The organism is Labrys sp. E2SS-1L (assembly GCF_057073705.1).
Genome location: NZ_CP172712.1, coordinates 3,380,729 through 3,401,772, shown reverse-complemented (window position 1 = coordinate 3,401,772; position 21,044 = coordinate 3,380,729). Strand labels below are relative to the sequence as shown.

The following is a 21,044-nucleotide window of genomic DNA, read 5'->3' as shown; positions in this document are numbered from 1 at the left end:
GATTTCGCCTCGTGGCGCAACGCCTCGCCCCAAACGAAAGGGGCAGGCTCGCGCCTGCCCCTTCAACACACCGGCATCCGGACCGACAAGCGCCCTTATTGAGCGTTGTCGCCCTCGCCTTCGTCGTCGCTGCTGCCGCCTTCGTCGCCACCACCGGCACCGCCGCCGCTGCCAGCGCTGAGCACCTGGCCGTTGACGCTCACCGCCTTGGTCGCCGCGTCGAAATCGACATCCCAGACAGCCTTGCCGTCAGCACCGGTCTTGGCCAGTCCCTTGATCAGGGCGATGCCCATCAGGGCCGATTCCTTGTTGGGAACCTGCGCTGCGTTCACGGCCGCGATGATCTGGTCGAGATTGGTGGCAGAAATCGTCACCTTGCCCTTCTGGCTCGGCATGACGCTCATCTTGCCTTCAGCGCTCACGGCGCCGGCCGGGGCGGTGAAGGTGCTGGGCGCCAGGGTCACATGCGGCTGTCCGGCCATGAAGAGGGCCAGGAATTGCGGCGTCAGCTCGTTGGGGATCGGCGGATCCTTGCTCGCATCGAAATTCTCGATCGCCAGCTTGGTGATGGCCTCGAGATCGACGCCCTCGAACTTCACATCGATATTGCCCTGGCCCGGAACCAGCGGAGCCACCCAGCCTGGGATGACCGGAGACTGCGGCAGCACCAGCCCATCATATTTGATGTCGATGCCGTAGGAGGCATCCTTGACCGCACCGGTCATGCCGACGCCGTAGCTGAGGCTGCCAAGCTTGACCGGACCGACAGGCGTGTCGATGGTGACTTCATTCAGCTTGGTGGTGCCGGACAGGTTGTTCCACAGCGGCAGGGCTGCAGTCAGCTTCTGCTTGATCTCGGCCTGCTTGGCGATCAGTTCCTTGGGATCCTTGGAATTGGCGGCCATGCCAATGAATTCCAGCACCGTGGAAAGCTGGAAATTGTCGATCTTGCCATCGGTGGTCAGCGACTTGGCCGCGACCTTGATGGTCAGGGGCTTGGTCTTGCCGACGATGTTCTCGACGAAATCGGTGGCCGAACCGGTGGTGCTGACGTCGACGCCCCCACTGCTGCCGGCGGCTCCGGTCAGCTTGGAGGTGATCGCGCCCATGCTCGCGGTCACGGTGCTCTCCGCATCGTCCATGTCCATCGACATCGAGGCGCAGGTCGCTTCATAGCTCGAGAAGGTCGAGATCTTGGGATCGAACACGCCCGTCGACTTGCAAGGCGCCGTAACCTTCATCGCGAAAGGCTTGTCACCCTGGGTGCCGCTGAAATTGTAGTTGATCGGCGAATCGCTGGTCACCGCATAGGTGCCGTCCGAATTGGGCGTGGCCAGATAGGTGATCGGATCGAAGCTCGCAGTGACGCCGGCTCCCTTGAGCTGGGCCAGGGTGGAGCTGAGGTCGAGCTTCACGGCATAGGCACTGCCCTGCGGGGTGATCGACAGGATGCCCTTCTCGAAAAGGCCGCTGCCGAGCGTCTTGGCGAGGCTGTCCTGCAGTTGCTTGGCGCCATCCGCCGATACGCCCTGCGCAAAGGCGGGAGCGCTCAGCAGCGTCGCGGCCAGCAGCGTGCTCCGAAAAGCCAGCCTGGCGGCGGGACTGCGGCGTTTCATGCGAAGAAGTTGCATGGAGTTTCCTTCAGTGGGTGGTAAGCCGTTTCGCGGCGCACTCTTAACGCATAATCATGAGGTGCGCACGCCTGGGTCGATGAAAGAGCGGTGGACGTTCAGAACCGGCTTTGAACCGGTACAGCAGCACTAGGCCCCGTCGCGATCGGAAACGAGGTGCCGAAACGCACATGACACATTCGATAGTCTCCGTGACGGGAGCGTTTATCACGCTGCAGGTGGATCATCCTGAGGCTGTTATGGATTATGGATGAGGCAACGGACAGTTCCGCACGTCACAAACCTTCCTCGATACAGACAACGACGCGCGAGCGCCGCCGAGTAGCCATGCGGCGGTCACCACCCAGGGTAGCATCCTAGCACCAGCCCTCAATCGATACATGACAAGAGGTCAAAAAAACGGCGAGAACCGCGATTGCCAGCATGAAACGTTTACGGTTTCGCAGCATTATGCGATGAAAACAAAAGTGCCCTCGGTAATGGTTCGGTGTTAGACCTACATCGCTGCCGTCCGAAAAAATGGAAGCGACAATGACAATTCTGAAGATCCTCACCGCCGTTTTCGTCCTGGCCGGCCTGGCAGCCTGCGCCAGCGACTATGGTCAAGCCGACCGCCGTCCGGCTTACGTCGTCGGTCCGGATACGCCGTTCCCGCGCTGAGCCCTGCGGCCGTAACAAACGCCTTGCCGGTCATTCGTACGGGTCGAGGTTGTTCATCTATGGCGCTGTAAAATTCGGGCTACAGCCCCTATCAGGTTTTTCAGCCTGCACGAACGCCCTGCCGATCCGGTAGGGTTTTCTTTTGGTAGAAGCATCAGCCCGGCACGTTTTTCCCCAACACAGTGAAGCTCATCAGCAACCGCGCCCCTTCTGATCAAGACATGGGGGTGGTGCAGCACCATGGGTACGTCCGGTGCTTGAGAGAGGCCCCCGACGGGAAGGATCCTGAGCCAAACTTGGCGCAGCCACGGCGAGGAGCTGCCCGCCAGCCTCTCAAAAGAAAAAACCCGGCGCGCATCGACGGCCGGGTATTCAGTTACATGACAATGAGTACGCCGCTCAGAAGGGGGACTGCCGACCGTCGCACTGAATTATCGGACGAGCCGGCAGGAAGCTGCAACCGGTGGACACGGGCGGCACAGGGATTGTGGAAAGACAACAAAGGACTGGCAGCACGCGATCGCCTGGCGCCCCCATACCAAGGTATGGATTGTTGGGAACCGAGCCGGTCTCTACGATCCAAGGGCTTCTTTGGAAATGGAAGCTGGAGGCCCGGGTCTTTAATCAGACAGCCCCCCAGCCCTAAGCCGGGCCTCCTATTTTACCTCCCCCTCATCAAGCCGATCCGGTCAAGCCAGCGTGCCAATTCAGCGGCGCTCGCTGCTCCGGCAGGCTGTCTAGGTCCCACGAACCAAAGGCGATCTCACCGAGCCCAACCTTGTTCCCGGTGAAGCGAATCCTTTTCGTCGGCCAAAGAAAACCCGACGCTGTCGGACGCCGGGCCAAGGTGGTTGCCTGCGGCACCTTATTGCACCGCAAGGTGAATTGTGGAGGTTCGGCATAATTCGAACGTGATATTGCACCGCACGGACAGTGGCGCCCTCGCCCCTCCGGGACCCGAGGTACCTTGGGCACCATATACCTTCGGTTGAGTGGGCGGCAAATGCCACAATCTGAACAAGAAGTGATAGCACCTGACTTCGAGGGAGGAATTGGGGGGCGCCATGGAGAACCACATGCGCTTCATTCGCAATACCTCAACCCTGACAAAGGCCCTGTCCGCCGCCCTCCTTGGGGTTTCCCTGTTCGCGACTCCCGTTCTCGCCAACAATGGCAAGGGAGGTGGTGACGGTGGTGGCAATGGCGGTGGCCACGGTAATGGGAATGGTTCGGCTCATTCCTCCAGCGCCTCTGCTGGAGACAGCGACCAGGGAAGCACATCAGACCTTTCGGCAAGCCAGCTTGGTAAGTTGAACGGCTTTCTTCATGCTTCGCCATCTGCTCTCAAGCATGCGTCGCCGAAGTCGGCTATCGGGAAGGTCGTGGCCTATGGCGGCTTGCTGGAGGGCTATCTTTCTCCCCAGCAGGGCACGACGGCTCCGACCCTCGCTCAACTGGCGGCAGCCCTTGCGGCAGCGACCAACAAGCCTCTCACTCCGGCTGTGATCGAAGCTATAAACGCCAAACTGGCCGCGACCAGTCCGACGTTGGCCACGGCAATTTCCGGATATAGCGGCGGCGCATCCGGCCTGGCCAAGGATATTTCCAGTGCGGCGTAGCACACGCCGCACTGGATAAGTCAGCGTGCCAATTCACCATCGGTCGCTGGCTCCAGCCCGGTCGGGCGCCATTCAAACACCCGATCGGGCTACCCAAAGAAAAACCGCAGCGATGACAAGCAGGCAAATTGGGCTGTCGCGCAAGGCAGTCTGAGGGGCTTCTGAAACAAAGGCCGGTTGCCAGGCCAATACAGACATGAATGCCGGGATCTTCCGTTCTTGCCCGCCAGAGGCAGCCTTCCACAATGCGGGCCGCCCATTCAACCCATCCGGGAAGATGGCGCAATATCGACGTCGATGAGGGAAGTGGCGGAGACGCAGGGATTCGAACCCTGGATACCCTTGTGGGGTATGCTCATTTAGCAAACGAGTGCCTTCAGCCTCTCGGCCACGTCTCCATTGCCACCCGGATAGACAATCCCGGTCTGGCAATCAAGGTAAAATCGCAACCACCCCCAAGCTTTGTGACGGACACCGTCACGGACGCGGCCCAGCGTCCCGCACGGCAGGGCATGGCGGGAGAACAAGCCGACCTTGGATGTCGCAGGCGATCTTGCGATGGGCGAGTTCGCGAGATTGCAAATCGGCTCGATGAAGCGCCTGGGACGAGCCAGCATTTCCACTGACACGCAGTTTGTTCTAGGAAGCGTCAAGGAGAGACAGCATGAACAGCACTGCCAAGTCCCAAGCCGCCATTCCCAGCTCCGCGATCACGCCCAGCCGAGATATCGAGCGCCTGCTCGAGATCATGGCGGCCTTGAGAACTCCCCGCACCGGCTGCCCCTGGGACCTCGAGCAGGATTTTGCCAGCATCGCCCCCTATACGATCGAAGAGGCCTATGAGGTGGCCGATGCCATCCAGCGTGGCGACATGGCCGATCTCACCGACGAGCTCGGCGACCTCCTGCTGCAGGTGGTTTTTCATGCCCAGATGGCGCGCGAAGAAGGTCTGTTCGATTTCGGCAGTGTCGTCGAGGCGATCACCACCAAGCTGATCCGCCGCCACCCGCATGTCTTCGGCGAGGCCAGGAACCTGCCGCCGGCTGAGGTGAAGAAACTCTGGGCTGAGATCAAGGCGCAGGAAAAAGCCGAACGCGCCCGCCGTCATCCCCCAGCCGGCCCGGAAAGCGCCCTCGAAGGCGTGCCTGCCGCCATGCCGGCGCTGACGCGAGCCGTCAAGCTTCAAGAGAAAGCGGGCAAGGTGGGCTTCGACTGGAACGACATCCGCATGGTGCTTGCCAAGGTACGCGAAGAAGCGGACGAGATCGAAGCCGCACTCGATGAAGGGGCCGACAAGGACGCACTGACGGCGGAAATCGGCGATCTGCTTTTCGCCGTCGCCAACATCGCCCGCCATGCCCATGTCGATGCGGAAGGCGCCCTGCGTGGTGCCAATGCCAAGTTCGAGAGGCGCTTTCACTTCATCGAAGCCCGCTTGAGCGAGAAGGGCACGACACCGGCCCAGTCGAGCCTGGACGAGATGGATGGCTTGTGGAACGAGGCCAAGCGAGCCGGGCTGTAACCCCCTCTCCTTCTCCCGTGAGCATCGCTTTCCCAGCGAGTTCGATGGCACTTCCAGCCGTCGCACAGCCTCGCTGGCCGTGCGCGGCATTCCGTGCGACAACCCCGGACGCACCCGCATTCCTCGTCCCGCGTGATCCGCCATGTCGTCCAGCCTCCCCCCTGCCGATGCATCCGCCGCCCTCAGCGTGGAGGAACGGCGCGAGGCCATCGTCAATCTGGTGCGTCAGCACGGCTTCGTCGGCGTCGAAATGCTGGCCAGTCGATTCGGCGTTACCGTCCAGACCATCCGGCGTGATCTCAACGATCTGAGCGGCGAAGGACGGCTGGCCCGCTATCGCGGCGGCGGCGGCCTGCCTTCGAGCGTCGCCAATATCGACTACAGCGCTCGCCAGATCATGAACCAGGCGGAAAAGGAGCAGATCGCCAAGCTGGTGGCGCGTCACGTCCCCGATCACGCTTCCATCTTCATGAATATCGGCACCACCACGGAGGCCGTGGCCGCCGCGTTGATCCACCATCAGGATCTGCGGGTGATCACCAACAATCTCAACGTGGCGACGATTCTCTCGCGGCACACCGATTTCGAGATCACCATCACCGGCGGCTCCGTGCGCAACCGGGATGGCGGCGTGCTCGGCCCGGCCTGCGTGGACATGATCAGCCAGTTCCGAGTCGATATCGGCATCATCGGCATCAGCGGCATCGACAGCGACGGCACACTGCTCGATTTCGACTATGACGAGATTCGCGCCGCCCAGACCATCCTGCGCAACGCCCGCAAGACCTATCTCGTCACCGACCACACCAAGTTCCAGCGCAGACCCCTGCTGCGCATGGCGTCGATCACCGAAGTGAGCGCCGTCTTCGTCGACCAGACTCCCCCTCAGGCACTTGCCGAATTGCTGGCGAGCAGCGGCACGGAGCTTCACATCGCCAACCTCTGATTGCGCAACACCGCCTCGACGAGAATTGTGACACTGTTTGTCACCTAAAATTCGCCGCCACGTCATTTTCGAATCCCTGCATTCCGAAAATGACGCATTGAAGCGCAAGCGACATTCTACATCTATGCTCGGCTCATCTTTCTCGCCGCCCCGCAAAATCGCGTTACCATGGTACCGCGATTTATAAAACCACCAAATAACCCCAGTGTTTTCGACGAACCGACGACTGGTTCATTCATGTTGCAGCGCAACCTGGGTGCCTGCAATGTCGTTTCTGAATAAATCAACCTCGACCAAAAATGTTCGTTTCTATGAAAACGAAAGAAAAAACTTTCTGTTGCGAAAACAAGAAAGCGCGACAACATTGCCGCCGAAACAAGCGCCTTCATCAATGAAGGATCGAAATACAGGGAGACGGAACGCCATGGTCCACGCCACCTCGCCATGCTCGACCGCCGTCCCCGCCACTGCCCTGCCGCGGAGTGACACCCCATGAATCAACAGGCTTCCGCAAATGAGATTTTCGACGTCTTCGTGATCGGCGGGGGCGTCAATGGATGCGGCATTGCCAGGGACGCCGTTGGTCGTGGCTATTCTGTGTATCTGGCCGAGATGAACGATCTGGCCAGCGGCACGTCGTCCAAGGCTACCAAGCTGATCCATGGCGGCCTGCGCTATCTCGAATATTACGAGTTCCGCCTGGTGCGGGAAGCCCTCACCGAACGTGAGATCGTCTGGCACAACGCACCCCATCTCGTCCACCCGCTGCGTTTCGTGCTGCCCTATTTCAAGGGCCTGCGGCCAGCCTGGATGCTGCGGATCGGCCTGTTCCTCTACGATTATATCGGCGGCCGCAAGAAGTTGCCGCCCACCCGGACGCTCGATCTGCGGCGCGACGAAGCCGGCAAATCGCTGAAGCCGATCTTCTCGAAAGCTTTCGAATATTCCGACTGCTGGGTGAACGATGCCCGCTTCGTGGCCCTCAATGCCCGCGATGCCGCCGACCGCGGCGCCATCGTCCGCACTCGCTGCAAGGTCGTCTCGGCGCGCCGCGACGCCGGCCTGTGGCACATCCGGCTGCGGGACCAGATCAATGGCACGGAAAACGAGGTCACGGCCCGTCTCCTCGTCAACGCCGCCGGTCCCTGGGTCGACACCGTGCTGGCGGATGTCGTCGCGCACAAGGAGCCGAACCAGGTGCGCCTGGTCCAGGGCAGCCACATCATCGTGCCCAAGCTCTTCGACCACGACCGCTGCTACATCTTCCAGAACCCGGACGGGCGCATCATCTTCGCCATTCCCTATGAAGATGAATTCACCCTGATCGGCACGACCGACCAGGACTACAAGGATGATCCGGCCAAGGTCGCGATCACGTCCGGCGAGACGGAGTATCTGTGCAAGGCGGCAAGCGAGTATTTCGCCAAGGAAATCAAGCCAGCCGACATCGTCTGGACCTATTCCGGCGTGCGGCCTCTCTATGACGATCACGCCACCGCCGCCCAGGCAGCCACCCGCGACTATGTCATCAAGGAAGAGTTGATCGACGGCGCGCCGCTGATCAACATCTTCGGCGGCAAGATCACCACCTATCGCCGCCTGTCGGAATCGATCCTCGAGCATATCGAGAAGACCTTGGGTGCCAAGGGCAAGCCCTGGACCGCCGATGCCCCCCTGCCGGGCGGTGACATGCCCAATGCCGATCTCGATGCCTTCATCCGCTCGCTGATGGCGCGCAAACCCTTCCTGTCCCCCGCCCTCGCCCGGCGCCTGGCCAAGGCTTACGGTACGCGCGCCTTCAAGTTCCTGGACAGCGCCAACGGCATGGCCGATCTCGGCCGGGATTTCGGCATGGGCCTCACCGCTGCCGAGATCGACTATCTCGTCGACCAGGAATGGGCCGTGACCGCCGAGGACATCCTCTGGCGCCGCTCCAAGCTTGGCCTGCATCTGCCGCCCGAGGCGGCCGGTGACATCTCCGCCTATCTCGCCGCCAGGCAGAAGGCGCCCGTTCCCCACTGAACTCGTTCCCAGATCCAACCGGACTGCAAGAACATATCGAGGAGGAAAGCATGACCAAATATGTCGGGTCCATCGACCAAGGCACGACCAGTACCCGCTTCATCATCTTCGACCGGCGCGGTGAAATCATCTCCGTCGACCAGAAGGAACACGAGCAGATCTATCCCAAGCCCGGCTGGGTCGAGCATGATCCCGCCGAGATCTGGCGCAACACCCAGAGCGTGATCGCCGGTGCCCTGAAGAAGAAGGGACTGACCACGGCCAACCTGGTCTCCGTGGGCATCACCAACCAGCGCGAGACGGCAGTCCTGTGGAACCGCAAGACCGGCGCAGCCGTGCACAACGCTCTGGTCTGGATGGACACCCGTACCGACAAGCTCGTGGCCAAATTCGCCAAGGAGGGCGGCCAGGATCGCCTGCGCGCCAAGACCGGCCTGCCGCTTGCCACCTATTTCTCCGGCCTGAAGCTGCGCTGGCTGCTCGACAACGTTCCCGGCGCCCAGAAGGCGGCCGAGGCCGGTGACCTTCTCTTCGGCAATCTCGACACCTGGCTGGTGTGGAACCTGACCGGCGGCACCAAGGGCGGCCTGCACCTGACCGACGTCACCAACGCCTCGCGTACCCAGATGATGGACCTGGAGACGCTGGACTGGGATGCCGACATTCTCAACCTGTTCGATATTCCGCGCGCCTGCCTGCCGCAGATCCGCTCTTCCAGCGAAGTCTATGGCACCTGCACGGGCGTGCTGGCTGACGTTCCGGTGGCCGGCATTCTCGGCGACCAGCAGGCAGCCCTGTTCGGCCAGGCCTGCCTGCAGCCGGGCGAAGCCAAGAACACCTACGGCACCGGTTGCTTCATGCTGATGAACACCGGCGACAAGCCCTTCCACTCCACGGCCGGCCTGCTGACCACGCTCGGCTACAAGCTCGGCGACAACAAGCCCATCTACGCCCTGGAAGGCTCGATCGCCATCGCCGGTGCGCTGGTGCAATGGCTGCGCGACAACCTCAATCTGGTGAAGACCGCGCCGGAGATCGAGGCCCTCGCCAATACCGTGAAGGACAATGGCGACGTCTATTTCGTGCCGGCCTTCTCCGGCCTCTACGCGCCGCACTGGAAGGAAAGCGCCCGCGGCGTGATCGCCGGCCTGACGCGCTTCGCCAACAAGGGCCATATCGCGCGTGCCGCCCTGGAGGCGACCGCCTATCAGACCCGCGAAGTGCTCGATGCCATGACCAAGGATTCGGGCGTGCAGATCAAGGAATTGCGGACCGACGGCGGCATGGTCGTCAACGAGCTGCTGATGCAGTTCCAGTCCGACATCCTCAACGTTCCCGTGGTGCGCCCCAAGGTCATCGAGACGACCGCCCTCGGCTCGGCCTACGCGGCCGGCCTGGCGACGGGGTACTGGAACTCCACCAAGGACATCTCGGAAAACTGGGGCGTCGACAAGCGCTGGCACCCGATGATGAAGGAAGAGCAGCGCAGCAAGCTCTTCAGCGCCTGGAACAAGGCCGTCAGCCGCTCGCTCGACTGGGCCGTCTGACCATCACGAACCAAGCAGGGCCGCACCCGGGGGGTGACGGCCCCACAACACAGGGAAGAAAAACATGGCAGTTGGGTTTGTTGGTGAGCTGATGGGCACGGCCACGCTCATCCTGTTCGGGGACGGTGTCGTGGCCAACGTATTGCTGGCCAAGAACAAGGGCCAGAATTCGGGCTGGATCGTCATCACCGCCGGCTGGGCTTTCGCGGTGCTCTGCGGCGTGCTCGTCGCCGTCGCGGCGGGTGCCCCGGGTCATCTCAATCCGGCGGTGACCCTGGCCTTCGCGACCGCGACCGGCGATTGGAGCAATGTCGTCCCGTTCATCGCGGCCCAGTTCATCGGCGCCTTCATCGGAGCCATCCTGGTGTGGCTCGCGCATCTGCTGCACTGGGGTGAGACCGAAGACCAGGGCCTCAAGCTCGCGGTGTTCTGCACCGGCCCCGCCATCCGCAACTACGGCGCCAATCTGGTGACGGAAATCATCGGCGGCTTCGCCCTGCTCTTCGTCGTCGCCGCCATCGGTTCGAAGGGCGTGGCGACGCCGGGCTATCTCGCGCCTTTCATCGTCGGCATGGTGGTCTGGGGCATCGGCGTCTCGCTCGGTGGTCCCACCGGCTATGCCATCAATCCTGCCCGTGACCTCGGCCCGCGCATTGCTCACGCCGTGCTGCCGATCGCCGGCAAGGGCGGTTCGGACTGGGGCTATTCCTGGGTGCCGGTCGTCGGCCCGGTGATCGGCGGCATCGTCGCCCTCATGCTGGCGAAGGCGACGGGCATGATGTAACGGGCATGCCCGCAAGAGACCAAGATGCCCCACTCTTGAAAATGGCCGGCTCGTCCGGCCATTTTTATTGCTGTTACCGCCGTTGTCGCGTCGAGCCCGACGTGACAGTTATACCAATGGTCATGAGCCGGCCCGTCGGATTGTTTTCGGAGCAAGACAGCGATGAAACGCATCCTGATCACCGGCATGTCCGGAACCGGCAAGACGTCCGTGATCCGCGAATTGCTCGCCCGTGGCCACCAAGCCCATGACCTCGATACGCCGGAATGGTCGCATTGGGTTCCGGCCGCCCCGGGAGATAACCTGACACCCGGCCAGGGCGAGGACTGGGTCTGGCAACTCGACAAGGTCGAGGGCCTGCTGTCGCGATCACCCCCCGGGCCTTTCTTCGTCAGCGGCTGTGCCGAGAATATGGCTGAGGTCTTTCCCTTGATCGATGCCATCGTCCTGCTCTCGGCTCCCCTTCCCACCATCATGGCGCGGCTCGCCGCCCGAACGGGTTGGGGCTATGGCCATGCCGAGGAAGAGCGTCGCAAGGTCGCCGAACTGATCATGGCGGTCGAGCCGCTCCTGCGCCGTTCGGCCGATTTCGAGATCGACACCCGTCAATCGGTGCAAGCAACCGTCGACGCGCTATTTCGGTTTATCGGATCTCGCTGACGTCTGTGCTGCCATCCGCGATAACGGCGCCATCACGCCCATCCCCGTACCGTGGAGAAACGATCGCATGCGGGGGGCTGCCATGTCACGTATGGGCGTTGTCAGGACGGAGCGATCAGGCGCGCGGCATGCCGGGAGCCGAGCAAGCCTGTGCGCCGTCGTTTTCGGCCTTGCAATGGCTGCAGGAGCGGCCGAAGCCGCACCGGCCATCCAGTGGGAAGTTGCCAATCGCTTTCCCCTGTTTCGCAATGAGGACCATTTCCGTGCCCTCGCCGGCCTCTATGCCGGCCTGCCCTTGGCCGATCGCCAGAACCAGCCCGTGATGGCGCTCGAGGTCGAACTGGAAAAGCGCGCCGATGCCAGGCAACTCGGCAAGGCTTTCGGCGATCCCGCGACGATCTGGCGTTTCGGCTGGGCCTCGGCCCTTGCCCGCAGCACTTGCTTCAGCGCCACCAATCGCGGGCATTGGGGCTGCAAGCTGGCCAATGGCGAGGACTATGTCGGCGCCCGCAAGAGCGACATCCTCGCAAGCATCACCGAAGCCCCTGCGGGTCGCCAGTGCCAATGGCTGGTCAATGGCTCGGTGGCCGCTACGGCAGCTTGCGACACTGCGCAGATACGCCTGACCGACATCCCCATCGGCACCGCCTTCACCCTGGCCGTCAAGGCCGACGGCTCGGCCCTGGCCGAAGCGCCGGACCAGACGATCCGACCGATCACCATCCTCGGCATGGGTGATTCCTTCGCCTCCGGCGAGGGGAACCCCGACAAGGCCGCGGTGCTCGGCACCGACGTCAACAATTTCCAGGAATCGTCGCATCTGCCGGGTGAATCGGGATGGCGTGGCAGGCTGCGCCTCTACCCCCTCCGCTACAAGCACAATTTCGACAAGAGCTTCGGGATCGGTGCCCTGTGGATCAACCAGCAATGCCATCGCTCGCTCTATTCGCACCAGCTCAAGGCGGCCCTGGCGCTCGCACTGGAAGCGCCACATGCGAGCGTGACCTATCTGGGCTATGGCTGCACCGGCGCCGAAGTCTTCGAGGGCCTGCTCGGCTACTGGGTCGCCCGCGACGACGTCCCCAAGGACAGGCCGGGCAAAGCCGGGCAGTACGATGCCTCGCCGCAGGTCATGCGGGCCTTGCGTGACCTCTGTCCCCTGCCCCTCACGGGCTATAATCGCTTCTCGCCGCCGGCGCATTTTTCCTGGGACATAGATCTCAAGCGCTGCGCTGCCTTCAAGCGCAAACCCGACATCCTCCTGCTCAGCATCGGCGGGAACGATATCGGCTTTTCCCGGGTCATAGCCGGCGAGGCCCTGGCCGCCAGCAGCAATTTCCTGTCGCTTCGACGAACCGCCGAAAGGCTTTGGATCAAGGGGGCTGGTCCCATCACCTTTCAGGATGCCACGGCAGCGGAGAGTTCGCTGGCCGAGCGCTATCGCGCCCTGGCCCAGGCCTTCGAACGGCTCCTGGGCCTGACGGCCTCCCAGGTCATCCAGACCGGCTACCCGCAAATGCTGCACACGGGTAGCGGCACCTGTCCGCATGCCCCCAGCGGCGAAGCCGGAACGGCCGGAATGGATCTTCACGAGATCTTCCGGATCAGCAAGCCGACCACGGGCCCGGAATCGGTCACCTTCGTCGACGGTCTCAATGCCAAGATCCCAACCCTGGTCGGATGGCAGGTGGTCAGCGACTTCGCTGCAGCCTTCAAGGGCCACGCCTTGTGCCAGCCTGGCATGGCGGACGGCAGCAATGCCCCGGACGGGCTTCGCTTTCCGATCAGCAATCCAACCGGACAACGCTGGACGCCGTTTTCGCCGCCGGCCTGGCAGGCCTATCGCCCGCGGCAACGCTGGTTTGTCACACCGAACGATGCCTTTCTCGCCGCCAATAGCATGCGTACACTGGCGGGCAGTGGCGGCGATCCGCACATGAACGGTCGCGCCCAGCCGGTGCTGGCCGCCACCCTCAGCGGCTCCTTCCATCCCAATGCGCTTGGTCAGGCGGCCATGGGGGACGGGGTACTGAAGGCTCTGCGCCAGAAGCTGGGATTGCCCGCACCCACCGCCCCGGCGCCGTAGCGACCGCCCGTGCCGAAAGGGCAATCTCGAACGGGCCCCAAGATTAACCATGTCGCGAGAATACCGGCCGCCTGGTGATCTCCCCGAAGATCAGGAAAAACGCTCGTTTTCCCCTCTATCGACGTCATTTCAGCCAGTAAAACGACCTTGAACACTATCAGAGCGAATCGCAATTAATATATTGGGCCAAATCTTGTCTGACTGGGCCTTGCTTCCGTCCGATTCAAGACCAAAAGTTAATTTTCAGTAAATGAGCCATTCATCGTAGCGTAGCGTAAGGATGCTCAACCATGAAGAGACTTCCGGGTCTGATCCTGATCACCGGCCTTGCCGTCAGCACGGCCTCCTGCAGTTCGAGCCCGGCCGGGCGAGCCTTCAACGGCGCCCTGATCGGCGGCACCAGCGGCGCCATCGTCGGCAGTCTCGTCGCTCGCCAGCCGACCACCGGCGCGCTGGTCGGTGGTGCCATCGGAGCAACCACGGGCGCTGTCGTCGGTCTCGTCACGACGCCGGAGCCCGCCCGAACCAGTTGGTTCTGAAGCCCAGCGCTCCAAGCCCCAAGGAAGCAGGGTCCGTTGCGCCAGGCGGACAGCCAGGGCAACGCCGACTGGCACCAGTTCGCCTCTCCATTTGACGCTCGACACCGCCAAGCGCCATAGTCGTGCTGTCGTCGCACGCCGTGTGTGGAGGGCCTTCGATGTCGAGACCGGTCACGGGTTCGGCGGGAGCCATCATTCTGACGATCTGCCTGGCTCTACCGGCGCTCTCGTCGGAGCTGGCGCCGTGGCCCCCTCGCGATCCCGGACAGCCCGAAGCGAAGGTCGCCATGACGAGGGGCTGGATCACCACCTTGCGAGAAATCCGTGACTTCGCCAGCCTGCAGAAGGCGGCCGGCTCCGGCGGCAAGCTTCTTGCCGTCGAAACCGATCTGGAAACACCCCGGGCAATCTATGGCTGGAAGGGACTGGACGGCCGTGGGCAGATGAAGGTCTTTCTCTATCGCACCGGAGATTTCGGTATCACCGCCACGCCTGCAGACGGGGCGGGTGACATCACCATGAACAACTCGGGGGCCTTCGTCTGCCCTTCCTGCTCGCCGCCGGTCGATGCCTGCGGGCGGCGTCCCTCATGGGTGTCGCACAGTGTGCATTGGGATGGATCCGATTGCCATTGCACTATCACCGGTCCGCAGACATTGCGGCCTGGCCCGTGTTGAAGGCAGGTTCGGACTAGGCAAAACCCGCAACCAGGATGAGCTCCCGGCTACCCGCCTCTACGGGCTGACGATCCCAATCGCCGTACCAGATCTGGCGAGAAAATCCGGCCTTCTCGGCAAGGGCAGAAATCGTCGCCTGGGACGCGAAGCGCAAGGTGCTGCGGCTGGAGACCTCCGTTCCATCCTCGAAGCGATAGATGGAACGAAAAGATACCAGCTCGCCCTGTTTCTCGATATCGACATGCGCCGTTTCGGTGGCCCCCGCCACGGAACTCCCCACCAGCGGCTTCGCCCATTCTTCCCAGATCCGCGCGTCGGGATTGCGCGTCTCGAACGCGAAGCGCCCGCCCGGCGACAGCCTTTGTTTCACGGCCCGCAGGAAGGCCAGCGTGGTCTCGTCGTCGAGCAAAACCTGGAACGCGTGCCCGGTCATCACGGCGAGGTCGAAACTTCCCTGGACCTCTCCCACCAGTCCGTGAACCCACCGCACCAGTTGCCCCTGCGGACGCGACCGTGCCACGTCCAGCATGGCTGCGGCCGGGTCGACAGCGGTGACTGCATGCCCCTGCCGGGCAAAGGCTGTCGCCATCATCCCGGTTCCGCATCCGATATCGAGGATGGCGAGCGCCGGTCTGCCTGCCAAGGCGAGGTAGAAGTCGCTGTCCGGTCCCCACGGGTTCTGCATGTCGTAGAGATCCGCCAGGCGCGGATCGGTGTAATGCGCACTCAGCTCATTCAACGGCTGCGATCCCGAACCGCCGCCTGACCTGGTCGGCGCGTTCCGGGGCCACGCGCACGGAGACATGGGTGACGCCATCCTCGTCGGTCTCGCGGGCCAGCACGTCGGTGTTGGCATGCAGCCAGGCAAGGCCTGCGCCATCCGCGGGAGGGATGTCGATGGCGAGTGTCAGCCGTCCGGCGGCAACCACCGCCTCGACCCGGTCGAGCAGTGCCGGCAGCCCTTCCCCGGTCACGGCCGAGACCACCACGGGCCGATTCCCGCCTTCGCGCCGGGAGGCCGTCAGCAACGCCTCGCGCCCCGGCTCTTCGAGGAGATCGACCTTGTTCCAGACCTCGATCACCGTCTGCCTCGTCCCCTCCTCGATGCCGAGGCTGTGCAGGATGGAGCGCACGTCGCCCGCCTGGGCTTCGGTGTCGCCATGGGAGATGTCGCGCACATGCAGGATGACATCCGCCTCCAACACCTCTTCCAGCGTAGCGCGGAAGGCCGCCACCAGCATGGTCGGCAATTCGGAGATGAACCCCACCGTATCGGACAGGATCGCCTTGGTGCCATGCGGCAGCTTGAGTGCCCGTAGCGTCGGATCCAGCGTGGCGAACAGCATGTCCTCGGCCAGCACCTCGGCGCGGGTCAGCCGGTTGAACAGGGTCGACTTGCCGGCATTGGTATAGCCGACGAGCGCCACGATCGGATAAGGCACCTTGCGCCGGCTGATGCGATGCAGGGAACGGGTGCGTTTCACCTGCTCGAGCTCGCGCTCCAGCTTCACGATGCGATCCTGCAGCAGGCGCCTGTCGGATTCGATCTGGGTTTCACCCGGACCGCCGAGGAAGCCGCCGCCGCCGCGCTGGCGTTCGAGATGGGTCCAGGATCGGACCAGGCGACCCTTCTGATAGTTGAGATGGGCGAGCTCGACCTGCAGCGTACCTTCCTTGGTGCGCGCGCGCCGGCCGAAGATTTCGAGGATGAGGCCGGTGCGGTCGATCACCTTGGCGCCCCAGGCCTTTTCCAGATTGCGCTGTTGCACGGGCGACAGGGCGCAATCCATCAGCACGAGGGTGATATCCTCAGCCTCGACGACCGCCTTGATCTCCTCGACCTTGCCTTTGCCGATATAGGTCGAGGGCCTGATTTCGCCGAGCGCGACCACGACGGCACCGACCACATTCAGATCGATGGCGCCAGCAAGGCCGACGGCCTCTTCGAGCTTGGCTTCGGGTGATCGCACCAAGTCGTTCTCGCTCCGGCGCGACAGCACCGGGGCGACGACATAAGTTCTTGTGCCGGAAGCAACTTCCAGCTCATGCGCATCGATGCGGTGCGCCGGATCCTTGAGAGTATTTGCTGTCAAACGTCAACTTTCGGGCGGGGTTGCCCCCGCCACCGCCGGTACGGCAAGAATCAAAGCTTGTCCGCGCCCTCGATCTCACCGCCTTCGAAGAGTTGGACGGGATGGCCCGGCATGATCGTCGAAATCGCGTGCTTGTAGACCAGCTGGGAATGACCGTCGCGGCGCAAAAGCACGCAAAAATTGTCAAACCAGGTCACAACGCCTTGCAACTTCACACCATTCACCAGGAAGATCGTGAGCGGGATCTTGTTCTTGCGGACATTGTTGAGAAACGTGTCCTGTAGATTTTGGGTGCGCTCCGCCGCCATAATACCCCCGAAACTCCTTGACCGCGGTTGGTCCGCGGACATTCACAAGCAAAATCAGCCAACGCTGACGCGCCTGCCTTTCATGCAATCATCCTACATAGTCGACGGGGATGCTGCGTCGCGCAAGCAAAAGTTTGCAATCGCCACGCGTCATTCCGCCCAATCTGTCGGAATGATCGCAGATGGGCCCCAAGCCATCATCTGTCAAGCAACAATGGTATACCATAAACTAAAGTGAACGCTCGGCCACCTCATGGAACCGTGCGCGCAAACGCGTGGTGAGAGCCCCCGGCTTACCGTCACCGATCACCGTATCGTCAATACGCACGACTGGCATGATCAATGCCGTCGCCGCGGTCACGAAGGCTTCCTTCGCGGCCTTGGCTTCCGCCAGCGTGAAGGACCGTTCGCTGATCAGCAGATTATCGCGCCGGGCGAGGTCCAACAGCGTGGTTCGGGTCACGCCCCGCAGAATGCCGCTCTCGGCCGGGCGGGTCAGCAGCGTATTTTCGCGGGTGATGATCCAGGCATTGCTGGCCGCCCCCTCGGTGACATAGCCGTCCTTGTCGACGAACCAGGCCTCCTTGGCGCCGCGCTCCTTGGCCCTTTGCCGTGCCAGCGCATTGGGCAAAAGGCCCGTGGACTTGATGTCGACCCGTTCCCAGCGATTATCCGGCAGGCTGATTACCGAAATGCCGTTGGTAGCACCCGCCTCGGCCTTGCTGCGGTCGACGGAGCGGGCGGTCACCACCAAAGTAGGCGGCGTATCAGCTGCCGGAAACACGAAATCGCGTCTGGCCGCTCCGCGCGTGACCTGGAGATAGACCAAGCCATCGCGGACACGGTTGCGCCGGACGGTCTCGCGCAGGATCACCTTGAGCGCCCCCTCCCCGACAGGCATGCCGATGCCCAGCTCCGAGAGGGACCGCTTGAGCCGGGCAAGATGCCGGGTCTCGTCGATGAGCCGGCCGCCGAAAACCTCGCAGACCTCATAGACCCCGTCGGCAAACTGGAAGCCACGATCCTCGACATGCACGCAGGCGTCGCGCAGCGGCACATAGACCCCGTTCACATAGGCGGTGCGGCTCATGATGGCCTCAGGCAAGCTTCGACCGGGATTGGGCGGCAAGGGCTGCCGCCAAGACTCGGCCAAGATTTGGCAACCCAGACGGTGTGCCGCAGATTGAGGCCAGTGACAACCCGCGATCAGCCGTCACGCCAGCCAGAAGGGCGCGCCCTGGGCAAAACGCTTCCAGAGCTTGTGCAGCGAACCGGCAGCGACTTCCTTGTCGCGAGCCTGCCAGCCGGTGACCAGGCCGGCGCCACGATGCAGGGCGGCATCCTGCGTTTCGTCCGTGAGCACGGCCAGCAGACCGCCCGTCGTCGCCGCATCATTGGCCAGACCGAGCCCTTCCTGGAGATCAGCCAGCCGGGCAAGATAACGCTGCGCCTCTTCCTTGGTGTCAAAGACGCCCCGGAAGAACTCGGCACCGTAACGCAGCTTCTTGAGCACGAGCCGCAACTCATGCTGAGCCACCGGCTCAAGCCGCCTGAAATGCTTTCCCCCTTTCAGGGCACGGCGATGCAGCCGTTCCAGCGCCTGGCGAGCGAATTGCTCGGCGGTCTCCGCCAGGATGCCAAGCGAGCCGCTGGCGATATCATTGCGCCAGACGCGCCTTTCGACGGTGCGCCCGAGCGTCAGCAGGAAACGGTTGTAGCGGGCACCGGCGAACAGTTCGCGCAGATGCTGATAGCCATGCAGCCGCCTCGGCTCGACATGAGCCCGCATCGCCGCAAAGGCCTTCTCGTCGGGGCAATGTGTCTCGATGCCGGGAATGGTATCCACCACCAGCACGTCCCAATTGCGCACGGGCCCGAGCGTCGACGCCAGCCACTTGGCCTCCACCGCCAGCAGCGCGAGCGTCGGTGAGCCGATCTGGCGTTGGAGAATCGAAATGGCGGTGCGCATGCGCCGCAACGCCACCCGCATCTGGTGCACACCTTCCGGCGTCCTGCCCTCCTCCACCACGGCCTGATTGGCGACCATGTGGCGCTGGCAGTCACCGAGCAGCTTAGCGACGATCTCGTCGACATTGTCGGCGGCGCCGATGCTGCCCTTGGCAGCCCGCACGCCCTCGGCCGGCGGATCATAGGCGAGCTTATAGCCACGATCGGCCTTGGCCAGCGTACCTACGCGAAGGGGCGCGACATCGAGCAGGGCCAGGGCGACGTCATAGAGGGCACCCGCGTCTCCGCCCTTGAGCTCCAGTTCGAGCTCGCTGATGGCCTCGCGGCGCTCACCGGCCCGAATCTCACCCTGATCGAAGGCAAGTTCCAGTTTGGCGGCCGGCAGGTCGAGCGCCTGGATACGCCGGCGGAACTTGGTGACGAAGACGGCCTCGAGCACGCCGTTGCCGACGCCGTCCATGCCGATCTCCAGGGCTTCGGGCGGCAAGAGGGCCAGATCCGGCTCCAGGCTCGGTACGGGCACTTCCCATTCATGGCGCGCCAGGGGATTGGTGCCGTCGGCCGGGCGTTTGAGCGTCTGGATAAAGCTCTTGCCGCTCTTGCGTACCCTGAGGGCGATCTTGTTGCGATAGAGCTGGCGATCGGGCGTATCGTAATAGGCGTTCTCGAAATTGCGAAAGACGCCGCGATTGCGGGCATGCTGGGCAATGACGGGAACCGCAGCGAGAGAATCGAAGCTGTCGGCGGGGGCCAGCAGCTTGAGTTCGATTTCCCGATTGGCAGCCGGGGCCGGCAAGGTCGGTGCGGGCACTGCCGGTGCGGGTCTACTGCCTGTTTCCACGTCTTTACTCCGAGCAATGTCGTCACCGGACCGACGCACCCGTTTTGATGACGATTTGATGACGAAGTGGAGCTATGGCAGATCAAATTGTCACATACTACCGCCCGGCAAGCCCTGAAACACGCATCACCGTGGACAAATGTGGTTCAAATCATTTCCCGCGCCAGCGATGTGAATGACCAGAGCCTGCAATGCGGGGGCTGCCGTTCGCATTCGACGGGGTACCAGGCCCCGCCCGTCAACCGGTCCAGCCGCCGTCGATGATGTGGATCTGTCCCGTCGTATAGGTAGCACCGGCGAGGTAGACGACGAGATCGGCAATCTCCTCGGGCTGACCGATTCGGCCGATCGGCTGGCGCGCGACGAAAGCGGCACGCGCCGCCTCATAGTCGCCGGTTGCCTCCAGCCTTTCGCGCAGGGAGGGGCTTTCGACTGTCCCGGGGGCGATGGCGTTGCAGCGTATGCCCTTGCTCACATAGTCCGCCGCCACCGATTTGGTGATGCCGACCACTGCGGACTTCGAGGCCTGGTAGGCAAAACGGTTGGGGATTCCCTTCACCGACGAAGCCACCGAAGACATGTTGATGATGCTGCCGTCGCCGCGCTGCAGCATATGCGGCAGGAAGGCCTTGATCATGCGGAACATCGCGGTGACGTTGAGATCGAAAGCGAAATTCCAGTCCTTCTCCGTGCAATCGAGAATGGTGCCGGCGTGGACGACGCCGGCGCAGTTGAAGAGAATGTCGGCCTGGGGTCCATGACGTTCGGCAAAGGCGGCGATCGCCTCCGGTGACAGCACGTCCATCCGTTCGACGGCGATGCCTTCAACCCCGGCGAGATCGGCCAGCTTGTCTTCGGCAATGTCGGTGGCCACCACCTGTGCGCCGGCGCGGGCCAGCGCTATCGCCGAGGCGCGGCCGATCCCCTGGGCGGCCGCGGTGACAAGGGCTGTCTTGCCCTGTAGGGGTAGCGACATTTCACTCTCCGTCGTCGATCGCCGGCGAACCGGCTCTTTTGCATGTGCTCGGCTTTGCTTGGGGACGCGCCTGCCTGAATGGACCGGCGCCCCTTCCCGATTGATAGCTGCATTTGTATGAATTATTCAAATCGAAGGTCGTCGCAAATCGTCGCGCATCGCCTT

At 62.9% G+C, this 21,044-nt stretch carries 18 protein-coding genes and 1 tRNA gene; 11 read left to right on the top strand and 8 right to left on the bottom strand.

Translation table 11 applies throughout. The features are described from left to right. Window positions 1–95: 95 nt before the first annotated feature. Window positions 96–1,631, bottom strand: coding sequence for a hypothetical protein (locus ACIGJE_RS15685; RefSeq protein WP_367622585.1), 1,536 nt, complete (start codon window positions 1,629–1,631; stop codon window positions 96–98). Between the two features lie 531 nt (window positions 1,632–2,162). Between ACIGJE_RS15685 and ACIGJE_RS15680 the strand changes: the two genes are divergently transcribed. Beyond that, complete coding sequence (locus ACIGJE_RS15680; RefSeq protein WP_245197435.1) at window positions 2,163–2,291, top strand: YgdI/YgdR family lipoprotein; 129 nt, start codon at window positions 2,163–2,165, stop codon at window positions 2,289–2,291. 1,076 nt (window positions 2,292–3,367) lie between these two features. Continuing rightward, window positions 3,368–3,910 carry a hypothetical protein gene (locus tag ACIGJE_RS15675; protein ID WP_367622584.1) on the top strand — a complete coding sequence of 181 codons (543 nt, stop codon included), beginning with the start codon at window positions 3,368–3,370 and terminating at the stop codon, window positions 3,908–3,910. A 307-nt stretch (window positions 3,911–4,217) separates the two neighbouring features. On the opposite strand, the gene ACIGJE_RS15670 is transcribed toward ACIGJE_RS15675, so the two are convergent. Then, window positions 4,218–4,308: transfer RNA gene (locus ACIGJE_RS15670), tRNA-Ser, on the bottom strand. Between the two features lie 311 nt (window positions 4,309–4,619). Between ACIGJE_RS15670 and mazG the strand changes: the two genes are divergently transcribed. The 9 genes from mazG (at window position 4,620) to ACIGJE_RS15625 (ending at window position 14,693) form a co-directional block, all read left to right on the top strand. After that, window positions 4,620–5,432: a nucleoside triphosphate pyrophosphohydrolase gene (gene mazG / locus ACIGJE_RS15665; RefSeq protein ID WP_367623414.1), complete on the top strand. Its 813-nt coding sequence runs from the start codon at window positions 4,620–4,622 to the stop codon at window positions 5,430–5,432. Window positions 5,433–5,574: 142 nt separating this feature from the next. Next, on the top strand, window positions 5,575–6,378 hold the full coding sequence (locus tag ACIGJE_RS15660; RefSeq protein WP_311938122.1) for a DeoR/GlpR family DNA-binding transcription regulator: 804 nt from the start codon (window positions 5,575–5,577) through the stop codon (window positions 6,376–6,378). 492 nt (window positions 6,379–6,870) lie between these two features. Beyond that, a complete protein-coding gene (gene glpD, locus ACIGJE_RS15655) occupies window positions 6,871–8,400 on the top strand; it encodes a glycerol-3-phosphate dehydrogenase (protein WP_415085295.1) in 1,530 nt (509 codons plus the stop codon). A 50-nt stretch (window positions 8,401–8,450) separates the two neighbouring features. Then, on the top strand, window positions 8,451–9,947 hold the full coding sequence (gene glpK, locus ACIGJE_RS15650) for a glycerol kinase GlpK (protein WP_367622581.1): 1,497 nt from the start codon (window positions 8,451–8,453) through the stop codon (window positions 9,945–9,947). A 64-nt stretch (window positions 9,948–10,011) separates the two neighbouring features. Then, a complete protein-coding gene (locus tag ACIGJE_RS15645; protein ID WP_311938115.1) occupies window positions 10,012–10,731 on the top strand; it encodes an MIP/aquaporin family protein in 720 nt (239 codons plus the stop codon). Between the two features lie 162 nt (window positions 10,732–10,893). Beyond that, a complete protein-coding gene (locus tag ACIGJE_RS15640) occupies window positions 10,894–11,391 on the top strand; it encodes an AAA family ATPase (protein WP_415085294.1) in 498 nt (165 codons plus the stop codon). An 82-nt stretch (window positions 11,392–11,473) separates the two neighbouring features. Continuing rightward, window positions 11,474–13,477 (top strand): SGNH/GDSL hydrolase family protein, encoded by a 2,004-nt coding sequence (locus ACIGJE_RS15635; protein WP_483677890.1) that lies wholly within the window; start codon window positions 11,474–11,476, stop codon window positions 13,475–13,477. 290 nt (window positions 13,478–13,767) lie between these two features. Beyond that, window positions 13,768–14,016, top strand: coding sequence for a YMGG-like glycine zipper-containing protein (locus ACIGJE_RS15630; protein ID WP_105862915.1), 249 nt, complete (start codon window positions 13,768–13,770; stop codon window positions 14,014–14,016). A 158-nt stretch (window positions 14,017–14,174) separates the two neighbouring features. Further along, entirely contained in the window at window positions 14,175–14,693 is a 519-nt protein-coding gene (locus ACIGJE_RS15625; RefSeq protein ID WP_483677888.1) for a hypothetical protein, read from the top strand. 13 nt (window positions 14,694–14,706) lie between these two features. Here ACIGJE_RS15625 and ACIGJE_RS15620 read toward each other — a convergent pair whose 3' ends face one another. The 6 genes from ACIGJE_RS15620 to ACIGJE_RS15595 all read right to left on the bottom strand — a co-directional run bounded on the left by ACIGJE_RS15620 (window position 14,707) and on the right by ACIGJE_RS15595 (window position 20,879). Continuing rightward, window positions 14,707–15,432 carry a class I SAM-dependent methyltransferase gene (locus ACIGJE_RS15620; RefSeq protein ID WP_483677886.1) on the bottom strand — a complete coding sequence of 242 codons (726 nt, stop codon included), beginning with the start codon at window positions 15,430–15,432 and terminating at the stop codon, window positions 14,707–14,709. After that, window positions 15,425–16,786: a GTPase HflX gene (gene hflX, locus ACIGJE_RS15615; RefSeq protein ID WP_394309253.1), complete on the bottom strand. Its 1,362-nt coding sequence runs from the start codon at window positions 16,784–16,786 to the stop codon at window positions 15,425–15,427. Before hflX ends, ACIGJE_RS15620 begins: the two co-directional genes overlap by 8 nt. A 50-nt stretch (window positions 16,787–16,836) precedes the next feature. Continuing rightward, window positions 16,837–17,094, bottom strand: coding sequence for an RNA chaperone Hfq (gene hfq, locus ACIGJE_RS15610; RefSeq protein WP_068290859.1), 258 nt, complete (start codon window positions 17,092–17,094; stop codon window positions 16,837–16,839). Window positions 17,095–17,323: 229 nt separating this feature from the next. Beyond that, window positions 17,324–18,184: a D-amino-acid transaminase gene (locus tag ACIGJE_RS15605; RefSeq protein WP_483677883.1), complete on the bottom strand. Its 861-nt coding sequence runs from the start codon at window positions 18,182–18,184 to the stop codon at window positions 17,324–17,326. A gap of 123 nt (window positions 18,185–18,307) precedes the next feature. Then, window positions 18,308–19,903 carry a CYTH and CHAD domain-containing protein gene (locus tag ACIGJE_RS15600; RefSeq protein ID WP_367622576.1) on the bottom strand — a complete coding sequence of 532 codons (1,596 nt, stop codon included), beginning with the start codon at window positions 19,901–19,903 and terminating at the stop codon, window positions 18,308–18,310. A 238-nt stretch (window positions 19,904–20,141) separates the two neighbouring features. Further along, window positions 20,142–20,879, bottom strand: coding sequence for an SDR family oxidoreductase (locus ACIGJE_RS15595; protein WP_415085282.1), 738 nt, complete (start codon window positions 20,877–20,879; stop codon window positions 20,142–20,144). Window positions 20,880–21,044: the final 165 nt, after the last annotated feature.

Excerpts from the sequence above, each read along its gene's own strand:
- ACIGJE_RS15685 (WP_367622585.1), bottom strand. The coding sequence starts at position 1,631 with ATGCAACTTCTTCGCATGAAACGCCGCAGTCCCGCCGCCAGGCTGGCT.
- ACIGJE_RS15680 (WP_245197435.1), top strand. The coding sequence starts at position 2,163 with ATGACAATTCTGAAGATCCTCACCGCCGTTTTCGTCCTGGCCGGCCTG.
- ACIGJE_RS15675 (WP_367622584.1), top strand. The coding sequence starts at position 3,368 with ATGCGCTTCATTCGCAATACCTCAACCCTGACAAAGGCCCTGTCCGCC.
- ACIGJE_RS15660 (WP_311938122.1), top strand. The coding sequence starts at position 5,575 with ATGTCGTCCAGCCTCCCCCCTGCCGATGCATCCGCCGCCCTCAGCGTG.
- glpD (WP_415085295.1), top strand. The coding sequence starts at position 6,871 with ATGAATCAACAGGCTTCCGCAAATGAGATTTTCGACGTCTTCGTGATC.
- glpK (WP_367622581.1), top strand. The coding sequence starts at position 8,451 with ATGACCAAATATGTCGGGTCCATCGACCAAGGCACGACCAGTACCCGC.
- ACIGJE_RS15645 (WP_311938115.1), top strand. The coding sequence starts at position 10,012 with ATGGCAGTTGGGTTTGTTGGTGAGCTGATGGGCACGGCCACGCTCATC.
- ACIGJE_RS15640 (WP_415085294.1), top strand. The coding sequence starts at position 10,894 with ATGAAACGCATCCTGATCACCGGCATGTCCGGAACCGGCAAGACGTCC.
- ACIGJE_RS15635 (WP_483677890.1), top strand. The coding sequence starts at position 11,474 with ATGTCACGTATGGGCGTTGTCAGGACGGAGCGATCAGGCGCGCGGCAT.
- ACIGJE_RS15630 (WP_105862915.1), top strand. The coding sequence starts at position 13,768 with ATGAAGAGACTTCCGGGTCTGATCCTGATCACCGGCCTTGCCGTCAGC.
- ACIGJE_RS15625 (WP_483677888.1), top strand. The coding sequence starts at position 14,175 with ATGTCGAGACCGGTCACGGGTTCGGCGGGAGCCATCATTCTGACGATC.
- hfq (WP_068290859.1), bottom strand. The coding sequence starts at position 17,094 with ATGGCGGCGGAGCGCACCCAAAATCTACAGGACACGTTTCTCAACAAT.
- ACIGJE_RS15605 (WP_483677883.1), bottom strand. The coding sequence starts at position 18,184 with ATGAGCCGCACCGCCTATGTGAACGGGGTCTATGTGCCGCTGCGCGAC.
- ACIGJE_RS15595 (WP_415085282.1), bottom strand. The coding sequence starts at position 20,879 with ATGTCGCTACCCCTACAGGGCAAGACAGCCCTTGTCACCGCGGCCGCC.